Source organism: Porifericola rhodea, from assembly GCF_030506305.1.
GTDB classification, from domain to species: Bacteria; Bacteroidota; Bacteroidia; order Cytophagales; family Cyclobacteriaceae; genus Catalinimonas; species Catalinimonas rhodea.
In genome coordinates this window covers 1,327,262-1,349,452 of record NZ_CP119421.1, presented here as the reverse complement: position 1 = coordinate 1,349,452, position 22,191 = coordinate 1,327,262, and the positions used below count along the sequence as shown (strand labels likewise).

Genomic DNA, 22,191 nt, shown 5'->3' with positions numbered 1-22,191 from the left:
ATTTTGTGTCAACTCATAAAGAATATGAAAGACGTAGCCCTTGGCATTGACATCGGTGGTACCAACACCAAATTTGGTTTTGTAGATAAAGAAGGCAATATGTACGGAGAGACCTCTATCTCTACCGTAAAAACTCCTGCCGGAGATATTGAAGCTTTCCTCAAATATATACATGAAGAGGTAGAAGCACTGCGAAAACAAGCTTCTGAGGATCTGAATATAGTTGGGGTAGGCATAGGTGCACCAAATGGTAACTACTTTACCGGTACTATAGAGTATGCTCCCAACCTATCATTCCGGGGGATAGTACCCTTGGTAAAACTATTTAAGAAGTACTATGATGTGCCTATGGTACTAACCAACGATGCCAATGCTGCCGCTATAGGGGAGATGATTTATGGAGGTGCCAAAGGCATGAAAAACTTTATCATGATTACCCTGGGCACCGGACTTGGTAGCGGCTTTGTAGCTAATGGCGAACTTATCTACGGAAACGATGGCTTTGCTGGGGAGATGGGACACCTTTTACAAGACCCCAATGGCAGAGTTTGCGGCCTTGGACGAAAAGGTTGTTTAGAAGGTTATGTGTCAGCTACGGGCATCAAAAGAACCGTTTTTACGTTGCTTGGCGAGTTAAATGCCGACAGCCCGTTAAGAGATGTTACTTACAACCAGCTTACTGCAAGTATGGTGGCTGATCTGGCTAAAAAAGGAGATCCTATTGCCCTGGCCGCCTTTGATCAGACCTGCAACCTTCTGGGGCAAAAGTTGGCTGATGTTTCTGCTATCTTTAGTCCAGAGGCCATATTCCTGCTAGGTGGATTGGCAAAGGCGGGTGAACTTATCTTTGAGCCTACTAAAAAGTATATGGAAGATTATATGTTCCAGGTCTTTAAAAACAAGGTTCAGTTACTTCCTTCTGCGCTGGAGCATAGAAACGCCGCCGTACTGGGAGCAAGTGCCTTGGCCTGGAAAGAAATGGGTATAAATGTAGATTAAACGCTGGGTTTCACTCCGCCAAACTCATAACCGAAAGGTGTGAAGCTTAGCTTCATCAACTTAAAATGTTGTAAACCAAAAGGAATACCAATGATGGACAGGCAAAGTACCACACCTAACACTAAGTGAGTTAGCGTAATCCATATACCTCCTAAAAGAATCCATAAAACGTTAAGTATAGTAGACACACCTGAGCCAGTATCGGGTGTGTTTTTTATTTCATTGCCAAATGGCCAGAGGCTTGCTCCAGCGAGTTTAAAAGATTGTATACCAAAAGGAATTCCAATAATGGTTATACACATCAGTAGTCCGGCAGTAAGGTACTCAAGAGCTATGGCAAAACCTCCCAAAATAATCCAGAGTATATTCCCGATTGTTTTCATAGGTCTTTCAGGTAATCTTTGCTAGAAGTTAAGTTAATATAGAAATGCTTATTTGAATAGGTATCAAAAAAAATAATACAGGGCATAAAAAAAGCCGACTATATAGCCGGCTCATATACTTACACTCAAATTTTATTATACAGCTAACTTAGTAGGAGCATATAAATTACGCAAATCGTTTATAGCTAGCTTTACATTTTCTCTTTGTCCAATTACAAGCTGCAAGGCAGAAGCATCAGCATCAGAAAGAGCTTCTTCGTATGCAGTAAGGTTCTTGAGTTCATTTTTAAGACAGGCATCTAATGTTTGCTCCACTGAATTGATTAATACTAATAAATCTGGTTGAGCAAATGACTCCATTACAAAATCCGGGTCATGGGGTGGAGATACTGGCTGTCCGCCGAGGTAGCAAATTTCTTCGCGTAAAGAACGGCGGAAATTTTCTCTTTGCTCTGCAATGCACATAATAAAGCCTTTGAGGGAAGGATTATCAATCTCCTCTGCCGCTTTATGATATCCTTTTTTTGCGTCTATGCTCTTAGCGAGCAATTCGTTTAATTGGGTTAATGTTTTGTCTGTCTTATCCATTACTTCAAAATATTCAGGTTATCAATAGTCAAAAAAATCTTTTGTTTGATATATACGCAAAGTTAATGCCTTTGGTATAACTATTTTTAAAAATATAGTAAAATTTTTCTATGATTCTAACAAGGTGTTAAAATAAAATTATTGTTAGTTAATATATAACAAAAGTTAAATGGTTGGCTAAGCTAATTGCCACATTTTATGCTGAAACCTTCAATGATTGTGCAATAGAATGCTGCAATTGTTTATTTCTACACTATTTAATATCAAAACTAATATATTGTTTTGATATAACCACTAAAAACATATATAAAATTTTGAATAATGTGATATATTTAAAATATATTAAAGTTTTTCGTTCCCTCTATTATTTTTAAGTAAGTAGCCATAGACCAAAAAATTGTAATCATCTGTGTAGAAACAATTGCCCAAGTGTAGGTTAATTGACCAAGTTGAGGCATTGATTGCAACTCTTATATCTGCCAACGAAGTAAATCAAGAAATGATGTAACGCCAGTGTTATGAATAAGTTATGCTTTGCCCCTGGCGTACTGGTAGATGGCTTTAGAGGCTCTTTGATAGAAATTGATTGCTTTAAGTTCTTTTACTTACATGCTGGCAAATTAATAATCAAATTTTTTTGAGCAGGTTGACTAATGATATGAGCAAAACAAAAAAAGCCTGCCCTCATAAAGGCAGGCTTCTAGTATCCGATCCTTAGTTTTCGGAATGTACAAGCAAAAGCTTATTGTACCATATTTCCTTCTTCATCAAATGTGAGTGTACCACTTTGGGTACCATCAGTAATGGTTAGCTCATACTGAGTACCCTGCTCCGCAGCTACTTCGTGTACCTGAGAAACTTCCCACTGGCCATACTGTGAATCTTCAAATGCAGTTCTTACAGCTTCCGGCAATTCTTCGTACTTGATCTCTTTACGCTGATCCTGTACAAATTCTGTTGCGGCTTTATCTTTAGTTGGTAGTGCGTCAGCTCCAATACTTGCAAATGTAAATGTTCCTAGTGCGGCTAATGCGATGAATGTACGTTTCATAATTAAAAAAAATTAAATGATAAAATATTTAAAAATAATTTACACTCAATCATAAATAAGAACTGTGCCAAATGGCATTTTTAAATTTAATTGACTGATTTTCAGATAATTAAAAATTAATATTAGCTTAGGGGGAGTTAAATAAGCATGGAAATTGTCCTGACATTATATGCGCATTATGTAGAAGTGTTCTACAAACTTATGGGTGGTGATATTTATCCGGAAGTGATAGACTTAACGATTGTATTACTTACCCCACCTTTCTTCTATACCCAGGCCAAAGAGGGCAAAGTCATAACGAACAGGGTCTTCAGCGTCTAAAAGGCGCAAATTGTTTGTAAGTTCTAAAGCTGTATGCCAGTCAGTTTGCTTTCTGCTGATAAGTCCCAGGCGGCGAGCCACTCTATCCACATGCAGGTCGCAGGGACAAATAAGTTGAGAAGGTTTTATACGATTCCAGAGGCCAAAGTCCACCCCTTTATCATCTTTACGGACCATCCAGCGTAAGTACATATTGAGGCGCTTGCAGGCAGAGTTGCGTGCTGGAGTAGCAATGTGCTTGCGGGTGCGCTCAGGATAATCGGGTAAGCTAAAAAATTGCTCACGAAAACCAACCAGGCCATTCTCTATATCTTTATCATCTTGCTTCATGTACATTATAAAAGCATCTTCTAACGACTCATATTGCTGATAATAGTGCCGCAGAAAAGAAATGAAATAGAGTGCGTCTGTAGCATTAAAAGTACGATGCTTAAATGCTAAAAAAGCTTTTAAGTCCTGCTCCTGATGGTGAAGAACAAAGTCGTAGGGAGCATTGTCCATATAAGCAAAGAACTCTTTACACTTACTGATAATAGTTTTGCGTTGTCCCCAGGCCAATACGGCGGCTATCAGCCCGCTAATCTCTATGTCCTGCTTTTGCTGATAGGCATGTGGGATACTAATAGGATCATCTTCTATAAAAGCGGGCTGGTTAAACTCCTCTGCTTTAACTTCCAGAAGTTCTCTAAAATCGGTACTAAGAGGCAAATTACAGGGCAGCTTTAAATTGCAGATCAGCAGCCTGAATAATCAGTTTGCCTTCTTCTTTTTTCTCGTCAAACCAAAGAATAATTTTGTCGGCTTCCTGCTCAACCTTCCAGCTAAAAGACTTGATAGTTTTAAGGTGGTGCAAGGTGCCGGTTTTTGCATTCAAAAAAACCAGGTCAAAGTCGGGTAGTTGTTTAGGCGCAAGAGTATTCCATTTTTGTAAGAGAATACCGTCGTGGCAGGTAAATTGAAAGCTACCAAAGTAGTGCTCAGATAAGTCTTTAATAGCTTTATTGGCTTTTAGCTTATAGTAAGCAGGGCCAAACATAATCTCGTCTTCAAACCTACTCTCAAGTGTAAGAGAACCAATGTTGGCAAATGGACTCCAGTTAGATCCTGAACTTTCCTTAGTATCCTCCTCAGCTTTGCCCCATATGGGTAGCATAGAAATAAGGCGTGAAAGCAAAGAAAACAGATGAATGACTCCAATGCAGGCTAATGAAAAAAGCAAAATGAAAGGGTACATCAGAGTGAAAAGAGCAGTCCAGATCATATTCAGGACAGACCTCTTTTTAGGGTCAGCTTTGGCTATAGACATATTAAATACTTAAGTTAACTAGAAGAAGAACCAAATTTTGAGATTTTAGTTCGGGATAGACCTACTGGATATAAGTAATTTCTACAGGAAATCGCTCGTTGATGCCTCCTAACTTTTCGTAAGCTGCCTGAGAAATACGAATTGCTACCTTATCATTTACCCCGGTATTTGGTAGTTTGCCTACTACACGCACAAAAACCGATAGATTATTCATTTCATTACGGATTTGCATAATCGTACCTACCGGTGCTGAGCGGTGTAGGGCAAGAAACTTTTTGGTCTCAATTCCTCCTTCTATAGCAGCGGCAAAGCCCATTTCACTTTTCTTCTCGTATTCAGAAAGTGCTTTTTTCTCAGAAGCCCTGATGGCTCGTATACGCTCTTTTTCCTGTTCCAGTGCTTCAGCACGTGTTAGTCGGCGGTCATATACTTCTTCCTCTTCATCCTCACTTTCTTCATTCTCTTCATTAGAATTAGCAGTATTAGCTTTGGTAGGCTCAGGAATAGTAGGAGCATTTACAGTAGTAGTTGATACAGACAATTCGGGCGCTTCCAGTACTTCCCTTTCTCTAATAATAAGCTGCTGACCAAAGTTAATGCTTTCGTTAGATAATTTGTTTCTGACCTTAAGCTCTTGTACAGAAACTCCATAAGCGCGTGATATTGCAAAAAGCGTCTCTCCCTGCGTAACAGTATGAGTTACGTATTTTTTTTCGTCAATAGGGCTAGGAGAATTGGCGGCTTCTTTATCTTCAATGTAATAAATAACAATAGGCTGACCAATGGAGAGTGCCTGCTGGCCAATAGCATTCCATTTTTTTAGGTCTTCTACCGTTACCTTATAAGTTTTTGATATTCTGAAGAGCGTTTCTCCGCTACGAACAGTGTGTATGGTCTTACGGCCCTGCATGAGCTGTGGAAAAAGCGGAACCAGAAGGCTGTCACCAATATTTAGGTTATCTACATCAATAGTGCTGTTGGACTCGCGAATCTGCTGCACATTAACATTATACTTACGGGATAACGCAAAGAGCGTCTCTCCCTGATCAACCTGATGGATGATATACGCTTCGCCAGCTACACGCTTAATGCCGACTGAATCTACCGGAGCAATAGAGTGGTGCATTCCTGAAAAAGCATAGCACGGAAAAGTACTGCCCAACATGATTACACTTACCAAAAATGCCAAAAACTTAAATTGCATAACTAACCAGCTCTCTTTTTCTCTTAATAAATATCAGTTGATCCCGGATGATCATAAATGTACCTATGCCTATCTGCGAAAGTTGATCGTCCAGCTTTTCGTGTAATTGTAGTGTGCCGTTCTGATCTATTACTAACAAATAATTAGCCAAAGCACTGCTTTCCTGTATGTAGTAGCTAATAAAGATCAGGTCGGCATGCTCTAGGTATTCACAACCTTTATAAACCTGTAGGTTCATATACGTTTGTACAAAAGTACGGACTGTAGCAAAGTATGCCTCCTCTTCTGTGTAATGAAACGGATGGCGAATATATTTATTTTCTACAGAAATGTTTTGCAAAGCAATACTGATCTCTTTTTCATCTATAGTATTTTCTGCATGGTCTTTTAATGAGAGGTACTTATAAGCTTTTTTATCATCAGCGTTGAGCTCATAACCATAGATAACTTGATCGTGGACATCCAGTACCTGTAGCAGTGCGCTGGACCATACTGGTTGCTGGCTGCGAATGTCAATAGCAAAATGCGCTTTTTTTTCAGGGTTATCGGAATCCTCATAAGTATGAAACACCAGAACATCCTTATCAGCAGCTTGCATGCCTATCCACCAGTTTTCTTCAAAGCTCAAATTTCGCCATAGTAACTTTTGTTGAGAGAGGGCATATGCTGCAAAGCTAACCTGGTGTTCCTCTTCGTCACGAATTTCCAGATAGAGGTAGTGTGCATCATGGTCGGTAAGCATGTTCCAGATTTTCGCAGAGAAGGAAGTGGTAGACACATGATTCAACTTTTTTAGCAATGCGGTGGTTTTTTAGTTATAATTAGATCCTTATAGAAAGGTACAGGATAACTCAAATTTATGATACTCAAAAGTAAACGCAAATGGCCTCTGGCTTTTTTATTCTTATACATGATGCTGACATGTACTGTTGCCAGAGCACAAAGCGATACTACACAGACTAAGCCTCAGGTACTTGTGATGGAGCTACGTTCCGAGATAGACGCTCGTACCAACAGGTATGTAGAATTAGCCTTTGAGCGCGCAGATGAAATTAGGGCTGACCTGATTGTCATTGATATGGATACTTATGGAGGAGCCCTTTATGATGCTGATGACATACGTACCAGAATACTGGAGTCTGAGGTGCCAGTCTATGTTTATATCAACAAGGACGCTGCTTCAGCCGGTGCACTGATATCTATTGCCTGTGATAGCATTTATATGTCGGCAGGTGCCAGTATAGGAGCTGCTACGGTAGTTAGCGGAGGCACTGGAGAGGCTGCCCCAGACAAATACCAATCGTATATGCGATCTATCATGAGGGCCACTGCAGAGGCTAGGGGGCGAGACCCTCAAATTGCTGAAGCCATGGTAGACCAAAACCTTGAAGTAGATAGTATATCCAAAGCAGGAGAGGTAATTACGTTTTCTACATCCGAAGCTATAAAATATGGTTTTTGCGAAGCACAGGTGAGCAGTATAGCAGGCTTGCTGGAACGTAGTGATCTACAGGAAGGTGATTATACGCTAACGGTATATGAGCGCGACTTTACCGAAAATATTATAGCCTTTTTCTTAAATCCATTTATCAGTGGTATACTCATACTGATTATGCTGGGTGGAGTATATTTTGAGCTGCAAACTCCGGGCATTGGCTTTCCTATTATGGCAGCCATAGTGGCGCTTGTCCTCTATCTGGTGCCGCATTATCTAAATGGCCTGGCGGAAAACTGGGAGATTGCTGCTTTTTTTGTAGGCGCGGTACTCATCGCGCTCGAAGTACTGGTAATACCAGGCTTTGGAGTAGCGGGTATTGCCGGTCTGGCTCTTACCATAGGTTCGCTCATTCTGGTTATGCTTAATAATACGAATTTTGACTTTTTCTTTGTAGATCCCAGTGAGTTGTTAAGCGCGGTAGCTACGGCTTTGGCAGGTATGTTTGGGGGCATTATTCTGATGTTTTTCGGAGGTGTAAGGCTTACCGATTCCGCGGCGTTTAAAAGGGTATCATTAGAAAGTACACAATCCAGAAGCGAGGGCTATACTTCTAATACGCGCGAGGGTACATTTATAGGCAAAGAAGGAGAGGCCTACACCGTACTGCGGCCTAGCGGTAAAATTTTAATTGGTGATGAGCTTTTTGATGCCTATACCCGTGGAGACTACATTCCCAGAGGAGAAAAGATAGTAGTAGTAAATGATGAAGGAACATCTCTTAGAGTAAAGCTGGCCAAAGATGTACCTAAAGAGGGCTTAAGCTAAGCAACTATCCATTATCCAATTACACTTCAAATATTTATGACTAATGCTATGAGGAGAGTACTCATATTTTTTTGTTGTGCCCTGTGTTTACATGCCTTTGCCCAGGAACATACAACAAAACTTACAATACCGCAGATTATGCAAGGTGAGCGATTTGTAGGTTACCTTCCAGAAAATATTCATTGGGGAGAAGATAGCCGGCATATTTACTTCTCGTGGAACCCAGATCAGGATACTTTAAGACATTTGTTTAAAGTCAGTATTAAAGAACAGCAGCCTACCCTAGTGAGCCTGAAGGAGCAAAAAGTTATGCCTTCACTGGGTGGAGTGTATAACCAGGACCGTAGCCTCAAGCTCTATGAAAAACAGGGAGATATATTTTTACAAGACTTAAAAAAAGGCTCTATACAGCAAATTACACATACCATAGCGCGTGAGTATAATCCTGTATTCTCCGGAGATGAGCAAAAAATTATCTATACACAGCAAAGCAACCTTTTTGCCTGGGATATACAAAGCGGAAGTACACGACAGCTCACTCACTTTAAAAAAGGAAAGAAAAGCAGTCAAAAAATGCCTGAGGCTTATAAGCAGTGGTTGCAGGAAGATCAGCTCACTCACTTTGAAGTACTAGCAGAGCGCAAAGCCACTCAAAAGTTAGAAGAAGAAAGAAGAGAGCAGCTGAAAGCGGAGCGCCCTCGGGAAATTTATATTGGTAACAAGAGCATATCCGATATTAAGCTAAGCCCCAAAATGCGTTTTGTTACCTACCGGCTTACAACTAGAGCACAACATGAAAATACACAAGTTCCTGACTTTGTAACAGAGTCTGGCTTTGTCCAGAATATTTCGGCAAGACATAAGGTAGGTGCGCCTCAAGATACATACGAAATGGGTATCTATGATATTGAAAAGGATACCAGCTTTATTGTAGATACTCAGCAAATACCTGGAATTAACGACAAACCAGAGTTTTTAAAAGAGTACCAACAGGGAGATTCTGCTTACGATAATCAGTATAAAGAAGCCCGTGAAATAATTTTTCATGGCCCTTTCTATGCTCAGAATGGCAAAGCTGTAGTAATTGCTCGTTCGCTCGACCATAAAGATCGCTGGATTTTGCAATTAGAACCAGAAAGCGGCGCTCTTAAACTTCTGGACCGTCAACATGATGAAGCCTGGATAGGCGGGCCAGGTATTCCAAGCTATATCTTCTGGGAAAACAACATAGGCTGGATTAACAATGAGCAAATCTGGTTTCAGTCAGAAGAAACTGCTTACTCACATTTGTATTTGCTTAATGTAGACAGCGGAGAAAAAAGAGCACTAACAGCTGGAAATTATGAAATTACTGAGCTTATGCTCTCTCAGGACAAAAAATACTTCTACTTCCTTAGTAGCAAAGAAAGTCCATTTGTACGCCATCTGTACCGTATGCTGGTGCAGGGAGGAGAAATGCAAAAGCTTACCAGCAAAGAGGGCAACTATGAGGTACAACTATCTCCTGACGAAAAATATTGGGCACTACGCTATTCAAATGCTAATACTCCCTGGGAGCTGTACCTGATGCAAAATAAGGCAGGGGCAGAAATGCAACAGCTTACGCATTCTACAACCAAAGCTTTTCAGGAGTATAACTGGCGTTCACCCGAGATCATCAGTTTTGCTGCACGCGATGGCGAAGAAGTACCTGCCCGACTTTATCGCCCAGAACAACCCAATGGAGCCGGAGTAATCTTTGTGCATGGAGCTGGCTATTTACAAAATGTACACCAGTGGTGGAGTAGTTACTATCGCGAATATATGTTCCATAATATGCTCACCGATTTGGGCTATACAGTCCTGGATATAGACTATCGGGGAAGCAGCGGCTACGGACGCGACTGGCGAACTGCCATTTACCGACATATGAGTGGTAAAGACCTTACAGATCAGATAGACGGGGCTAGCTATATGGTAGACAGCCTGGGGGTAGAAGAAGATCGCCTGGCCATTTACGGAGGTTCGTATGGTGGGTTTATTACAATTGCTGCTCTTTTTAAGCACCCTGGTGTTTTTCAGAGTGGAGCTGCTCTACGCTCCGTTACCGACTGGGCACATTATAATCATGGCTACACATCAAATATTTTAAATACCCCTCAGGAGGATAGTCTGGCCTATATTCGCTCTTCGCCTATTTACTTTGCCGAAGGGCTACAGGATCGTCTGCTAATGCTCCACGGCATGGTGGATGACAACGTACAGTATCAGGATGTAGTACGACTTTCGCAAAGGTTAATTGAGTTAGGAAAAGACAACTGGGACTTAGCGATATTTCCGATGGAGCCACACAGCTTTAAAGAAGCTAGCAGTTGGACAGATGAGTACAAACGAATTTTTAAACTGTTTGAAGAGACCATAGGCGAGGGGCAAAAAAAATAATAGCATATAAAACAAAAAAGACATCAGTACAGACTTAGTGCTGATGTCTTCAGTATAAAGTACTGTTAAGCCTTAGCTTCCGCAACCAATACAGTCAATAGAAGAGTCCATAGGCTTGGTGCCGCTTAGCTTCATTTTAAGGTTATGAATTTTATCGCGGGTTTCCATATCTTTAAACATGTCGCCGGTTAACTGGCTTTCTAACTCTTGAATCTCTTTTTCCAGGCTTTCCTGCGTAACTTGGGTGTTTTCCATGTATTTTAGAGGTTTTTGGTTTAGCTAACGAAGACAAACTACAAAGGTTTCGATAGATTGCCAACCTAAAGTTTTCACAAAAAAGAAAATCCACTTCTATTGCCCGAAGGGAATGCTTAAAATTGTCATCATAAAAAATATATAAATATGAAAACAGCAGAAATACACACCAATAAAGGAATTATGAAGGTGGAGTTTTACGAGAAAGACGCTCCTAAAACTGTAGAGAATTTTGTAAGCCTAAGCAAAAAAGGTTTTTATGATGGGCTTAGCTTTCATCGTGTGATCCCCAACTTTGTTATTCAGGGAGGATGTCCACAGGGTACTGGTGTAGGCGGACCCGGCTATACTATCAAATGTGAGCTGGATGGTGATAACCAATACCATGACAGAGGCGTATTATCTATGGCACATGCTGGTCGCGACACTGGTGGCTCACAGTTTTTTATCTGCCACAATCGTGAAAATACCCAACATCTGGATCGTAAGCATACTGCTTTTGGCAAAGTGGTAGAAGGTCTGGATATTATTGACGATATCCGTCAGGGAGATACTATTGAGAAAATTGTAATTGATGAGCAGGCTTAGTCCTGCTCTTTTTTGCCTACATGCGGTTAGCTACATATACGCCACATAAAATAGCGGCCATTCCTAAAAAGTGAAAGACAGATAGGGACTCGCCATCCAGCACTCCCCACACCACCGCTACAATAGGTATTATATAAGTGACTGAGCTGGCAAATACAGCAGTTTGCATCTGTACCAGCTTGTTAAAAAATATTAATGCCAGAGCAGTGCCGATTACACCCAGCGCTATAAGTGCCATCAGTGGCCAAAATGCTTCAGACGCCTGTACATGGGTGCTAAATTCTGTATAAGAAAATAAGTAGCCTACCGCCAACGGTCCTACAATCAATAAAGAGACACTGGTTATGACTACCGGGTGCAGTTCTGGCGTATAATTTTTGATGATATTTAGATTAAGTCCATAGCAAATGGTTGCCCCCACCACTAGTAGTGCATACAAATTAATCTCACCAAGTGCTCCACCGGTGCCTCCCAATATCAGAATAATAGACCCGATAAAACCAATACCCAACCCAAGGCCATTTTTAGCTGTTATAGGCTGACCAAAGAATGCGGCGCCCAGTAGCAATGTGCAGAGAGGGGTAAGCGCATTAAGAATACCTGTAAGCGAGCTACTAATAGAAGTTTGGGCAGTAGCAAACAGAAAAGCGGGAATAAAACTTCCTACAAAACCTATAACTAGCAGTATAAGTAGCTGCCTGCGACTTAACCTGAAAGCTTTTGGCAAAGAAACAGGTAGTAGAAAAGCAGCCGCGGATACAATTCTTAAAGCTCCTACCTCTCCGGCAGAAAAAGCTGTGAGTCCTTTTTTTATTAGTATGAATGAGCTACCCCACACCAATGCCAGGGCACCTAAAATAAGCCAGGGTAACCATGGTGTAGTTTGAGTGTTGGGTTTAGTAGTAGCTGTTTTTTTCATTAGGCGGATACAACTGCCTGCTGACGAAAGAACCCTTCAAACTCTTCGCCTACCTGATCCAGAATTTCAAAAATCTCTGCCGCAGAGTCTGACTCTACCAACTGCATGCGGTAAGGCTTAAAACCGTGTATTCCTTTAAAGTAATTAGTATAGTGGCGACGCATTTCAAAGATGCCTTTTCTTTCGCCCTTCCACTCTACCGAAAACTGTAAATGTTTTTTTGCTGTCTCTACCCTTTCTTTCATACTTGGTGGAGCTAATTTTTCACCAGTTTTTAGAAAGTGCTTAATTTCTCTGAAGATCCACGGATAGCCAATAGCCGCACGGCCGATCATAATGCCATCCACCCCATATTTGTTTTTGTACTCCAGCGCCTTCTCCGGGGAGTCAATATCTCCATTGCCAAAAATAGGAATGTGAATATCAGGATGGTGCTTTACTTCAGCGATATAATCCCAGTTGGCTACCCCCTTATACATCTGCTTACGGGTACGACCATGAATAGTGAGCGCTTGAATACCAACATCCTGTAGGCGTTTGGCCACTTCCAGTATTTTTATAGAGTTGTCGTCCCAGCCCAGGCGGGTCTTAACAGTCACGGGTAGCTTTACCTGCTTAACAATCTCAGCCGTCATTGCCTGCATTTTGGGTAAGTCCAGCAATATGCCGGCTCCTGCACCTTTGCAGGCTACTTTTTTTACCGGGCAGCCATAATTGATGTCTACCAATTCTGGTCCTGCTTCCTCAGCAATAGCGGCCGCCTGGCGCATAGGGTCTATTTTATCCCCAAAAATCTGTATTCCTATTGGACGTTCATAGTCGTAGATATCAAGTTTCTCTACACTTTTTTCAGCATCACGAATAAGTCCATCCGCGGAGATAAACTCTGTATACATCATGTCTGCTCCGTTTTCTTTACATACCGCACGAAAAGGCGGGTCGCTAACATCTTCCATAGGTGCAAGCAGCAAAGGAAACTCTCCAAGTTCTAGTTTGTCAATCCGTACCAAAGGTTTTGTATTTTGGGTTGATTAAATCGCTGGCAAAGATAATAAGAAGTAATGGCTATATTTTTTCAAAATTATCTTAGTAAGTACAAAATTTTATGACTTAATGTTTCTTTATGCTATTAAATGCATAAATAAGAACCCCTAAAAAGAAAAAACGTAATTTTAGGGCAAAAGAAGCCACAAGTATTTATTTATGCATAAGCATGGCGCTGGCTAGCCGCTTCTGGAGTCAGTACCAGTTATGAATTAACCGATGGAATGATAGAAGAACACGAAGAATATAGCACTGAGCCCAATAGAAGTATTATAGCCTCCCTTTTACTACTGATTGGCTTTGTAATGTTGGGCCTGATTATAGGTAACCTTTTGGGTATGCTCATTTCTTTACCTTTTTTTGGTTCGGATTACCAGAGCATGATGGACGCCTTTGTGAATCCTACTTCATCGCCAGATGCACGTCGGGCCTTACTCATAGTACAAGCTACCAGTTCTCTCTTTGGTTTTATTCTTTCTCCCCTGCTTTTCTGGGCCTTGGTAGAAAAGAGGTCGCTTAGTAGCCTCTTTCACGAAAAACATTTAGAGGCGGTACTTGTATTAATGGTAGGTGTTATTGTCCTGAGTTTTATGGCTGCCAACTCCCTCGTTATAGAGTGGAATATGAGCATAGACTTCAGTCAGTTTTCTTCGTCTTTTGAAGAGTGGGCAAGCACCAAAGAAGAGCAACTAAAAGAGTTGACCGAATACTTAACTAGGTTTGAGTCGGTAGGAGGGCTAATTGTAGGTATTGTAGTAATTGCTGTTTTTCCGGCAATAGGTGAAGAATTGGTATTTAGAGGGCTTGGACAGCGGATGCTTCACTCTCTTACCAAAAACCACCATGCAGGCATCTGGATCGCGGCTTTTCTGTTTAGCTTTATACACCTGCAATTTTATGGCTTTTTCCCTCGCTTCTTACTGGGGGCGTTGTTTGGCTATATTTACTACTGGTCGGGTAATCTGTGGTACCCTATATTTGCTCACTTTGTAAACAATGGCTTTACACTGGTGATGCTTTACCTCTATCAGCAGGATGCTACCGAGCTCAACGTTGAAGATACTGAAGCTGTACCTATTGCCACAGCTCTCTTTGCACTGCTACTTACAATAGGTTTGCTCTATTATTTTAGAAACAGAGTAACAATGTTGAGAGGAGGGCATGATGGATAGCAAGTGGCAAAAAGTATACACTACCCAAATGATGTACCGGGCAGAAATTGTAAAGGCAGTGTTAGAAGACCATAATTTAAACCCCGTGTTGGTAGATAAACAGGATACTTCTTATCATTTTGGAAATATAGAAGTATATGTGTCGCCGGATGAAGTAATGAATGCTATGAAAATCATTGAAGATGATATCAGTTTTAAATAAATACAACAACATTACCCAAAGGATAATCACAGCTGTAGTTGGTATACTTTTAATTATTTTTTCAGTGTACTTCAGTATGTGGACGTATTTCGCACTATTTTTTTCTATTTGTGTGCTCTCTCAGCTAGAGTTTTACAAGCTTACAGGATTAGATGGTATGCTTCCGCTCAAGTCAACTGGTACTTTTGCCGGAGCTGTAATATACTGCCTGAGCTTTTTTATAGAGAGCGGTATGCTGGAGCCCAAATACTACCTGGTCATTTTTCCGCTGACAGCAAGTATTTTTTTTATCAAACTTTACAAAAAAGCTGATAAAAAGCCGTTTACTAATATAGCTTACACCCTTTGTGGTATTTTCTATGTGGCTGTACCTTTTGCCCTCCTAAACGTCATTGCCTTTTCCAGGGGGGTATACAGCTTTCAGATTGTGTTAGGCATACTTTCTCTATTCTGGGCCAGCGATTCTGGGGCTTATTTTGCCGGAGTTAAGTACGGCCGCACGCAGCTCTTTGCTCGTGTATCTCCCAAAAAATCTTGGGAGGGGAGCATAGGAGGCGCCATTACTGCCTTACTTACAGCTACTTTACTTTCTTTTTTCTATCAGGATCTTGGAGCGTGGCAATGGCTTATCGTTGGCGCTATTATTGTTGTGGCTGGAACCTATGGAGACCTGGTAGAATCCTTGTTTAAAAGGAGTATCGCAATCAAAGATTCGGGTAGTAAATTACCAGGACATGGAGGTTTTCTGGACCGTTTTGATGGCCTGCTAATCTCATCACACTTCATAATGCTTTTTTTGAAAATTTTTTAATATTAGTATGTTTTTTGCAGCTTGTAAAAACTATTATTGAATAAAGAATCGTTTATTTTACAAAATATTTAATCACACGTTTTTAGTATGAATTATGTAGAACCGGCTCCCATAAAGGATAAAGAAAATCCTTTTGAGTCTATGATGTCGAGATTCCATATAGCCTCACAAGCTTTAGGACTGAATGATGAAGTGTATAATGTATTAAAAACTCCGGTAAAGCAGGTAATCGTTTCTTTGCCAATCACAATGGACGATGGTTCTATCAGGGTGTTTGAAGGTTACAGGGTAGTCCACTCTAATATTCTTGGCCCTTCTAAAGGAGGAATCCGCTATGATATGGGTGTAAACCTGGATGAGGTAAAAGCCCTGGCGGCATGGATGACCTGGAAATGTGCAGTAGTAGATATACCTTATGGTGGTGCTAAAGGGGGAATCCGTTGTAATCCACGCCAAATGTCATCGGGCGAAGTTGAGCGTCTTACCCGAGCATATACTCAGGAAATGATCAATATTTTTGGTCCGGATAGAGATATTCCCGCTCCGGATATGGGTACTGGCCCCAATGAAATGGCCTGGCTGATGGACGAATTCTCTCGTGCCCATGGTATGACGGTAAATGCGGTAGTAACTGGTAAGCCTCTGGTATTAGGTGGCTCTCTGGGCCGTACTGAAGCAACTGGCCGTGGGGTAATGGTTTCTGCTTTTGCGGCTATGGAAAGACTGAAAATAAACCCTTACAAAGCATCAGTTGCGGTGCAGGGTTTTGGCAATGTAGGCTCATGGGCTGCTATGCTTATGGAAGAGAGAGGGTGTAAGGTGGTAGCAATTAGCGATGTATCAGGTGCTTACTATAATCCTGATGGTATTAATATTAAAGAGGCAGTAAAGTATCGTACAGCAAACAATGGCAGTCTGGAGGGGTTTGTAGGCGGAGAATTAATAGATGGGGGCGAACTGCTGACTCTAGATGTGGATATACTGGTACCTGCCGCTATGGAAGACGTAATTACCGTACGTAATGCAGAAAATATAAAAGCAAAGCTGATAGTAGAAGGGGCAAATGGACCTACATCTGCCAAAGCTGATGATATTATTAACAGTAAAGGAATATTAGTAGTGCCTGATATTATGGCTAATGCTGGCGGAGTAACGGTATCTTACTTTGAGTGGGTACAAAACCGTTTGGGCTACAAGTGGACGCACGATAGGGTAAACCGTCGTTCGGATAGAATTATGAAAGATGCATTTGAAAAAGTATACCAAACAGCTATCAAGTACGGAGTGTCTATGAGAATTGCCGCCTATATTGTAGCGATTGACAAAGTAGCCAATACCTACAAATATCGTGGTGGCTTCTAGTAAATTATCATTTTAGGCGTTGATTTGATAAACAAAACCTCTTATTTAGCAGTATCAATTGTGTCAACTACTTAAGATACTGTAACTCATTTACATGAAAATTCATAAAGAAGGTCGTACATTACTTTTAGTACTACTTGTTGTGCTGGTAGCGGCTAATCTCCTCGCGATTAATTTACTTCCGGGCAGGTTGGAGCTACAACGCGCTATTATGATTGCCAGTGCGATCTTTTACCTGCTAATACTACAATTTTTCCGCAGTCCACGTATTGTGGTCCAGGGTAGCGAAGACAAAGTGCTGGCACCTGCAGATGGCAAAGTGGTGGTAATAGAAGAGGTAGAAGAGCATGAGTATTTTCAGGGCCAAAAGCGCCTACAGGTTTCAATTTTTATGTCACCTATCAATGTGCATATCAATAGAAATCCTGTTTCTGGTGTCATTAAGTATTTTAAATACCATGCTGGCCAGTATCTGGTAGCCTGGCATCCTAAGTCCAGCACCGATAATGAGCGAACTACACTTGTGGTTGAATTGGCCAACGGGCTGGAAGTAATGGTAAGGCAGATAGCTGGTGCTATGGCTCGCCGAATTAAATGGTATATAGACGAAGGAGATACAATACAGCAGGGCGAAGAGTTTGGTTTTATCAAATTTGGCTCGCGAGTAGATTTATTTTTGCCGGTAGGTTCATCGGTAAAAGTAAACATTGGAGATAAAACCAAAGCGGGACGTACAGTAATTGCTGAGTTGCCCTCTTAATGACCAACAGAATATCCCAAAAGGAAAATACTATAAAGTGGAGTAAAAGCTCCACTTTTTTATTTTAGAGTGCCGCCATCACTTTTTGTACCATCTCACCAATCTGTGGAGGGTTGAGCCAGCGAGTGACGATTAATAGATCATTAGCTTTGTCAATAACAATAAAGTTGCCTCCAAAACCAGCTGCATAGTAAAGTGGTGTATCTACGCCATCCCACTTGCGTTCACCCTGGTTGAGCCACCACATATATCCATAGCTTTTGTTAGCCTCTGAAGGTTGTTGCACGGCATTAACCCACACTTCAGAGATAAGCTGCTTGCCCTTCCATTGTCCATTTCTAAGAAAAAGTAGACCAAAGCGTGCATGGTCAAGGGTATTGATGAATAGCCCTCCACCAGAGTGTCCACCGCCGCTTACAGATTGCATCATACTGCCATCTACATTAACGAAAGAGTTGTCGTAGCCATACCAGCGCCAGGTACTGGAAGCACCTATCGGGTCCATAATTTTGGTTTTAAGTACCATAGGTAGAGGTTGTCGCCACACATGTAGCAGGCTATAAGAGAGTACATTTACCCGCACGTCATTGTACTCAAAGTGTGTCCCCGGTTCTCTAAACGAGCGATTTTTCCATTCATCTATACCTCCATCCGCCGGAGGTCTGTCTGCCCAGTCGTGCATACCAAAAAGGCTACCCGACCAGTCCGATGACTGATTTAGTAAGTGGTGCCAGCTAATTTTACTATTATGTTCACCTTCAAAGGTACCATCCCAAACATATGCCTTTACGGTATCTTTTATATCCCTAATAAGGTTATCGTCCAGGGCTAAGCCAGCTATTGTAGACAGGTAGCTTTTGGTAACACTAAATGTCATATCTACTCTTTCTACATCTCCCCAGCTAGCTACTATATACCCATCTTTTATAATTACGCCTGCAGGGCCTCCTCTTTCTTTTACCGGGCCGGCAAGCTGGTGGTAGGGCTCTCGCTCAAAACCTTTCAGAATAGCTAGTCTAAGATCACGAGCGCCTTCGTATTCGTGCTCAATCGCGAACTTAACGGCTTCTTCCAGCTTGGTATTATCCATTCCTAAGTCGTCGGCTGATTTTTGCTGCCACTGATGCTTTTCAGGGAAATATGCCTGTTGTGCTGTTGCGGTATTGTATAAAAAAAAGAAAGGTAGTATGCTGAATACTACCCATTGATGTAAAAACTTTATCATAGAATTAGGTTTAGAAACGTGCGGCCATCAATAGGTTCAGGTCGCGGAACTTAAGACCAAACTTTTTGCCAATAGCGGCATTGGTAAGGCTGCCGTGGTAGGTGTAAACGCCGTGCATAAACCAGCGATGATGAAAGATCATTTCCTCTATACCTCCCAGGTCTGCTGTTTGTAAAAGTATAGGGGTAAAAATATTGCTAAAAGCATTGGTAGCGGTACGGGCTACCCGCGAAGCAATGTTGGGTACACAGTAATGAATAATATTGTACTTACGAAAAACCGGGTTCTTGAGTGAAGTAAGGTGAGAAGTTTCTATACACCCGCCCTGGTCTATGCTCACGTCAATTATTACGGACTCCTCTTTCATGTTAGCAACCATTTCTTCGGTTACAATCATACGATTGGTTCCTTTTTCGGATCGTACAGCCCCAATAACTACATCTGCATCTTCTAGTGACTCACTTAGGGTGGAAATATCCATAGTAGAAGTAGCTACCTGCTGGCCCAGCGCATGTTTGATGCGGCGTAATTTATAAAGCTGGTTGTCAAATACCTGTACCTGAGCACCCAAGCCTATGGCGGAGCGTGCTGCGTATTCACCGACTGTGCCTGCGCCCAATATGACTACCTTGGTAGGAGGGACCCCAGTGATACCTCCCAGTATCATCCCTTTACCATTGGCCACACTACTGAGGTAGTGAGAAGCGATAGACATCACAGTATTGCCGGCAATTTCACTCATAGCTCTAACTACCGGCATGCCTCCTACTTTGTCTTCCAGAAACTCGTAACCAATAGCGGTTATCTTCTTTTTATTAAGTGCATGAATGTAGTCGGGAGTCTGGTTACCCATTTGCAGAGCAGATATTAGGGTAGATCCAGGCTTAATTTTTTCTATTTCATCCAGCGTGGGAGGCTCCACCTTAAGAATGATGTTGGCTTCAAGAGCTTCTCTCGCTGAGTACACAATTTTGGCCCCAGCTTCGCTAAACTCATTATCCGTAAACTTGGAGGCAGCACCGGCACCGGCTTCTACCATAATTTCGTGCCCGTTGGAAGTTAGTACTGCGATAGACTCCGGAGTGAGCATAATGCGGTTTTCCTGCATAGAAATCTCGCATGGTATGCCCATATTCAAAGATTTGTTGCCTTCTTTAACTTTGAGTAGCTGCTCCTGAGGGTATAAGGCCTGCTCTTTAGCCAGCTCTTTAAAGCCGGATTTATATTGATCACTCATGTCTTGATAGATAGATTCTTCTGCTTTGGTCAGCCTCCTGTTTTATGTCTAGGCGTATATATTTTTCAGGAAGCAGGCTCTCTATACGTTCTGGCCATTCTACAAAGCAGTAATTTCCTGAGTAAAAATAGTCTTCTGTACCGATATTCCAGGCTTCCTCCTCTTCATTTATTCTATAAAAGTCAAAATGATAGAAAGTTTGCCCTTCAGCGTTCTGATATTCGTTAACCAGGGCAAACGTAGGGCTGGAAACTGTATCGGCTACTCCCCATGTATTGCAAATCGCCTTTATCAGCGTGGTTTTGCCAACTCCCATATCACCGTAAAATAGCCAGACCTTGGTATCTTTAGCCCAGTTGCGTATTTTTTGGGCCACCGCAGGTGCATCTTCCAGCTTATGGAACTCTATTTCTTCCTGTACGTCAGCCATTCTTATTGCTAAGCGTAATCACCGGTACAATCATTTCTTCTAACGATACCCCTCCATGCTGAAAGGTATCCCGATAATAGTTAACATAATAGTTATAATTATTAGGATAGGCAAAGAAATAGTCTTGTGTAGCAAAAGCATAAGTAGTAGATACATTAGGCCGGGGCAAAAATAGTCTCTCAGGTTTTTTTACCGCAAAAATTTTGTTGTTATCAAAATTAAGGTTTTTGCCCTGCTTATAGCGGAGGTTTGTATTGGTATTTCGGTCTCCGATAATTTTTGCCGGATGCTTTACTCTGATGGTACCATGATCTGTGGCAATAACAAGCTTAGCATTTTCGCGAGCAATACGTTTAAACAAGTCCAGAAGGGGAGAGTGCATAAACCATGAGCGTGTTATGGAGCGGTATGCAGACTCGTCCGGAGCTAGTTCACGTATCATTTCCAGGTCGGTACGCGCATGAGATAGCATATCTACAAAGTTGTACACAATCACATTCAGGTCATTGTTTAGCAAATTGGGTACAGTATCTACCAACTGCCTGCCCTGCTGTGTTTGTGTAATTTTGTTATAACTGCTTTTGATATCCAGCCTTTGCTTTTTGAGATTTCGCTTTAAAAACTCAAATTCATTATTGTTTTTTCCCTCTTCTTTATCATCTCCTACCCAGATATCGCTATGGTACTTCTCCATATCGGAGGGCATCATACCAGAGAAAATGGCGTTACGTGAATAAGCCGTAGTAGTAGGCAATATGGAGTAAAAAGTATCTTCTTCGTCTACATTAAAGTATGAAAGTACAGTAGGCTCTATAATTTTCCACTGATCGTAGCGTAGGTTATCAATTACAATAAAAAATACGGGCGTGCCTTCGCTTAGATGAGGAAAAACTTTTTTGCTCATTAGCTGGTGAGATAGCATGGGCTTATCTGCATCAGGGTCGTTCAGCCACGACTCATAATTGTCAGTGATAAAACGGGCGAAATTGTTGTTGGCATCTTCCTTCTGCATGTCTAGCACTTCAGACATACTTTTTTCTTCGGTATTGTCTATCTCAAGCTCCCAGTACACCAGCTTTTTGTAAACCTCCACCCATTCTTCATGATCCATATCCTCGCCAAAAGCCATACTGATATTACGAAACTCCTGTTGGTAGCTGAGGTTTGTTTTCTCTGTTACCAGACGTTTGTTTTCCAGTATTTTTTTAACTGAAAGCAGTATCTGGTTGGGGTTGAGTGGTTTAATCAGGTAGTCGCTTATCTTGGCGCCTATGGCCTGCTCCATAATCATCTCCTCTTCGCTTTTGGTAATCATGACTACCGGTATGTTTGGCTTAGAGGATTTTATATAGTCCAGTACCTCAAGCCCCGTCATTCCGGGCATATTCTCATCCAGAAAAACAATATCAAAATGTCTTTCTTCAAAAGCCTCTATAGCATCGGCACCGCTGTTTACAGTTACCAGTTCATAGCCTTTGTTTTCTAAAAAAAGTGTGTGAGGTTTAAGCAGGTCAATTTCGTCATCAGCCCACAAAATGCTATATCTTTGCATAAAAATGTCCTGTTTATTAGCTTTTTAAACTTAACCCTTGGCAGTGAGTTTTTGAAAAGTATACAGATGCTGTTGCCAAAAGTCTAGGAATGACAAAG

The 22,191-nt window shown here is 41.5% G+C and carries 23 protein-coding genes; 9 read left to right on the top strand and 14 right to left on the bottom strand.

Going from position 1 to position 22,191, the window contains the following annotated elements:
• Window positions 1-24: 24 nt before the first annotated feature.
• A complete protein-coding gene (locus PZB74_RS05540) occupies window positions 25-999 on the top strand; it encodes an ROK family protein (protein ID WP_302241367.1) in 975 nt (324 codons plus the stop codon).
• Here PZB74_RS05540 and PZB74_RS05535 read toward each other — a convergent pair.
• The 7 genes from PZB74_RS05535 to PZB74_RS05505 all read right to left on the bottom strand — a co-directional run bounded on the left by PZB74_RS05535 (window position 996) and on the right by PZB74_RS05505 (window position 6,630).
• A complete protein-coding gene (locus PZB74_RS05535) occupies window positions 996-1,382 on the bottom strand; it encodes a YccF domain-containing protein (protein ID WP_302241366.1) in 387 nt (128 codons plus the stop codon). The two genes, PZB74_RS05540 and PZB74_RS05535, sit on opposite strands and share 4 nt — an antisense overlap.
• 135 nt (window positions 1,383-1,517) lie before the next feature.
• Window positions 1,518-1,970, bottom strand: coding sequence for a DUF2383 domain-containing protein (locus PZB74_RS05530; RefSeq protein WP_302241365.1), 453 nt, complete (start codon window positions 1,968-1,970; stop codon window positions 1,518-1,520).
• Window positions 1,971-2,712: 742 nt separating this feature from the next.
• On the bottom strand, window positions 2,713-3,021 hold the full coding sequence (locus PZB74_RS05525; RefSeq protein WP_302241364.1) for a hypothetical protein: 309 nt from the start codon (window positions 3,019-3,021) through the stop codon (window positions 2,713-2,715).
• 246 nt (window positions 3,022-3,267) lie between these two features.
• Entirely contained in the window at window positions 3,268-4,050 is a 783-nt protein-coding gene (locus tag PZB74_RS05520) for a TIGR02757 family protein (protein WP_302241362.1), read from the bottom strand.
• Window position 4,051: 1 nt separating this feature from the next.
• Window positions 4,052-4,648: a hypothetical protein gene (locus tag PZB74_RS05515; protein ID WP_302241361.1), complete on the bottom strand. Its 597-nt coding sequence runs from the start codon at window positions 4,646-4,648 to the stop codon at window positions 4,052-4,054.
• Between the two features lie 61 nt (window positions 4,649-4,709).
• Window positions 4,710-5,852, bottom strand: coding sequence for a LysM peptidoglycan-binding domain-containing protein (locus tag PZB74_RS05510; protein ID WP_302241360.1), 1,143 nt, complete (start codon window positions 5,850-5,852; stop codon window positions 4,710-4,712).
• Window positions 5,842-6,630, bottom strand: coding sequence for a DUF4905 domain-containing protein (locus tag PZB74_RS05505; RefSeq protein WP_302241359.1), 789 nt, complete (start codon window positions 6,628-6,630; stop codon window positions 5,842-5,844). Before PZB74_RS05505 ends, PZB74_RS05510 begins: the two co-directional genes overlap by 11 nt.
• Before the next feature lie 132 nt (window positions 6,631-6,762).
• On the opposite strand from PZB74_RS05505, the gene PZB74_RS05500 reads away from it, so the two are divergent.
• Both PZB74_RS05500 and PZB74_RS05495 read left to right on the top strand, forming a co-directional pair.
• On the top strand, window positions 6,763-8,115 hold the full coding sequence (locus PZB74_RS05500; RefSeq protein WP_302241358.1) for an NfeD family protein: 1,353 nt from the start codon (window positions 6,763-6,765) through the stop codon (window positions 8,113-8,115).
• 138 nt (window positions 8,116-8,253) lie between these two features.
• Complete coding sequence (locus tag PZB74_RS05495; protein ID WP_302241357.1) at window positions 8,254-10,536, top strand: S9 family peptidase; 2,283 nt, start codon at window positions 8,254-8,256, stop codon at window positions 10,534-10,536.
• Window positions 10,537-10,608: 72 nt separating this feature from the next.
• Here PZB74_RS05495 and PZB74_RS05490 read toward each other — a convergent pair whose 3' ends face one another.
• Window positions 10,609-10,791: a hypothetical protein gene (locus PZB74_RS05490; protein WP_302241356.1), complete on the bottom strand. Its 183-nt coding sequence runs from the start codon at window positions 10,789-10,791 to the stop codon at window positions 10,609-10,611.
• Between the two features lie 147 nt (window positions 10,792-10,938).
• Here PZB74_RS05490 and PZB74_RS05485 point away from each other — a divergent pair, with 147 nt between their 5' ends.
• Complete coding sequence (locus PZB74_RS05485) at window positions 10,939-11,379, top strand: peptidylprolyl isomerase (protein WP_302241355.1); 441 nt, start codon at window positions 10,939-10,941, stop codon at window positions 11,377-11,379.
• A 16-nt stretch (window positions 11,380-11,395) separates the two neighbouring features.
• Here the strand turns inward: PZB74_RS05485 and PZB74_RS05480 are convergent, their stop codons facing one another.
• A complete protein-coding gene (locus PZB74_RS05480; protein WP_302241354.1) occupies window positions 11,396-12,298 on the bottom strand; it encodes a DMT family transporter in 903 nt (300 codons plus the stop codon).
• A complete protein-coding gene (dusB, locus tag PZB74_RS05475; RefSeq protein ID WP_302241353.1) occupies window positions 12,298-13,308 on the bottom strand; it encodes a tRNA dihydrouridine synthase DusB in 1,011 nt (336 codons plus the stop codon). Before dusB ends, PZB74_RS05480 begins: the two co-directional genes overlap by 1 nt.
• A 258-nt stretch (window positions 13,309-13,566) precedes the next feature.
• Between dusB and PZB74_RS05470 the strand changes: the two genes are divergently transcribed.
• The 5 genes from PZB74_RS05470 (at window position 13,567) to PZB74_RS05450 (ending at window position 17,649) form a co-directional block, all read left to right on the top strand.
• Window positions 13,567-14,514, top strand: a complete 948-nt coding sequence (locus tag PZB74_RS05470; protein WP_302241352.1) for a CPBP family intramembrane glutamic endopeptidase — start codon at window positions 13,567-13,569, stop codon at window positions 14,512-14,514.
• On the top strand, window positions 14,504-14,716 hold the full coding sequence (locus tag PZB74_RS05465) for a putative signal transducing protein (protein WP_302241351.1): 213 nt from the start codon (window positions 14,504-14,506) through the stop codon (window positions 14,714-14,716). The genes PZB74_RS05470 and PZB74_RS05465 overlap by 11 nt, the downstream gene beginning before the upstream one ends.
• Complete coding sequence (locus PZB74_RS05460; protein WP_302241350.1) at window positions 14,697-15,527, top strand: phosphatidate cytidylyltransferase; 831 nt, start codon at window positions 14,697-14,699, stop codon at window positions 15,525-15,527. Before PZB74_RS05465 ends, PZB74_RS05460 begins: the two co-directional genes overlap by 20 nt.
• A gap of 87 nt (window positions 15,528-15,614) precedes the next feature.
• On the top strand, window positions 15,615-16,889 hold the full coding sequence (locus tag PZB74_RS05455; RefSeq protein WP_302241349.1) for a Glu/Leu/Phe/Val family dehydrogenase: 1,275 nt from the start codon (window positions 15,615-15,617) through the stop codon (window positions 16,887-16,889).
• Between the two features lie 94 nt (window positions 16,890-16,983).
• A complete protein-coding gene (locus tag PZB74_RS05450) occupies window positions 16,984-17,649 on the top strand; it encodes a phosphatidylserine decarboxylase family protein (RefSeq protein WP_302241348.1) in 666 nt (221 codons plus the stop codon).
• 64 nt (window positions 17,650-17,713) lie between these two features.
• Here PZB74_RS05450 and PZB74_RS05445 read toward each other — a convergent pair whose 3' ends face one another.
• The 4 genes from PZB74_RS05445 to porX are packed head-to-tail and all read right to left on the bottom strand — an operon-like array spanning window position 17,714 to window position 22,093.
• Window positions 17,714-18,874 (bottom strand): serine hydrolase domain-containing protein, encoded by a 1,161-nt coding sequence (locus tag PZB74_RS05445; RefSeq protein ID WP_302241347.1) that lies wholly within the window; start codon window positions 18,872-18,874, stop codon window positions 17,714-17,716.
• Between the two features lie 10 nt (window positions 18,875-18,884).
• On the bottom strand, window positions 18,885-20,111 hold the full coding sequence (locus PZB74_RS05440; RefSeq protein ID WP_302241346.1) for an alanine dehydrogenase: 1,227 nt from the start codon (window positions 20,109-20,111) through the stop codon (window positions 18,885-18,887).
• A complete protein-coding gene (gene tsaE, locus PZB74_RS05435) occupies window positions 20,104-20,541 on the bottom strand; it encodes a tRNA (adenosine(37)-N6)-threonylcarbamoyltransferase complex ATPase subunit type 1 TsaE (protein WP_302241345.1) in 438 nt (145 codons plus the stop codon). The genes PZB74_RS05440 and tsaE overlap by 8 nt, the downstream gene beginning before the upstream one ends.
• On the bottom strand, window positions 20,534-22,093 hold the full coding sequence (gene porX, locus PZB74_RS05430) for a T9SS response regulator signal transducer PorX (RefSeq protein WP_302241344.1): 1,560 nt from the start codon (window positions 22,091-22,093) through the stop codon (window positions 20,534-20,536). Before porX ends, tsaE begins: the two co-directional genes overlap by 8 nt.
• Between the last annotated feature and the right edge of the window lie 98 nt (window positions 22,094-22,191).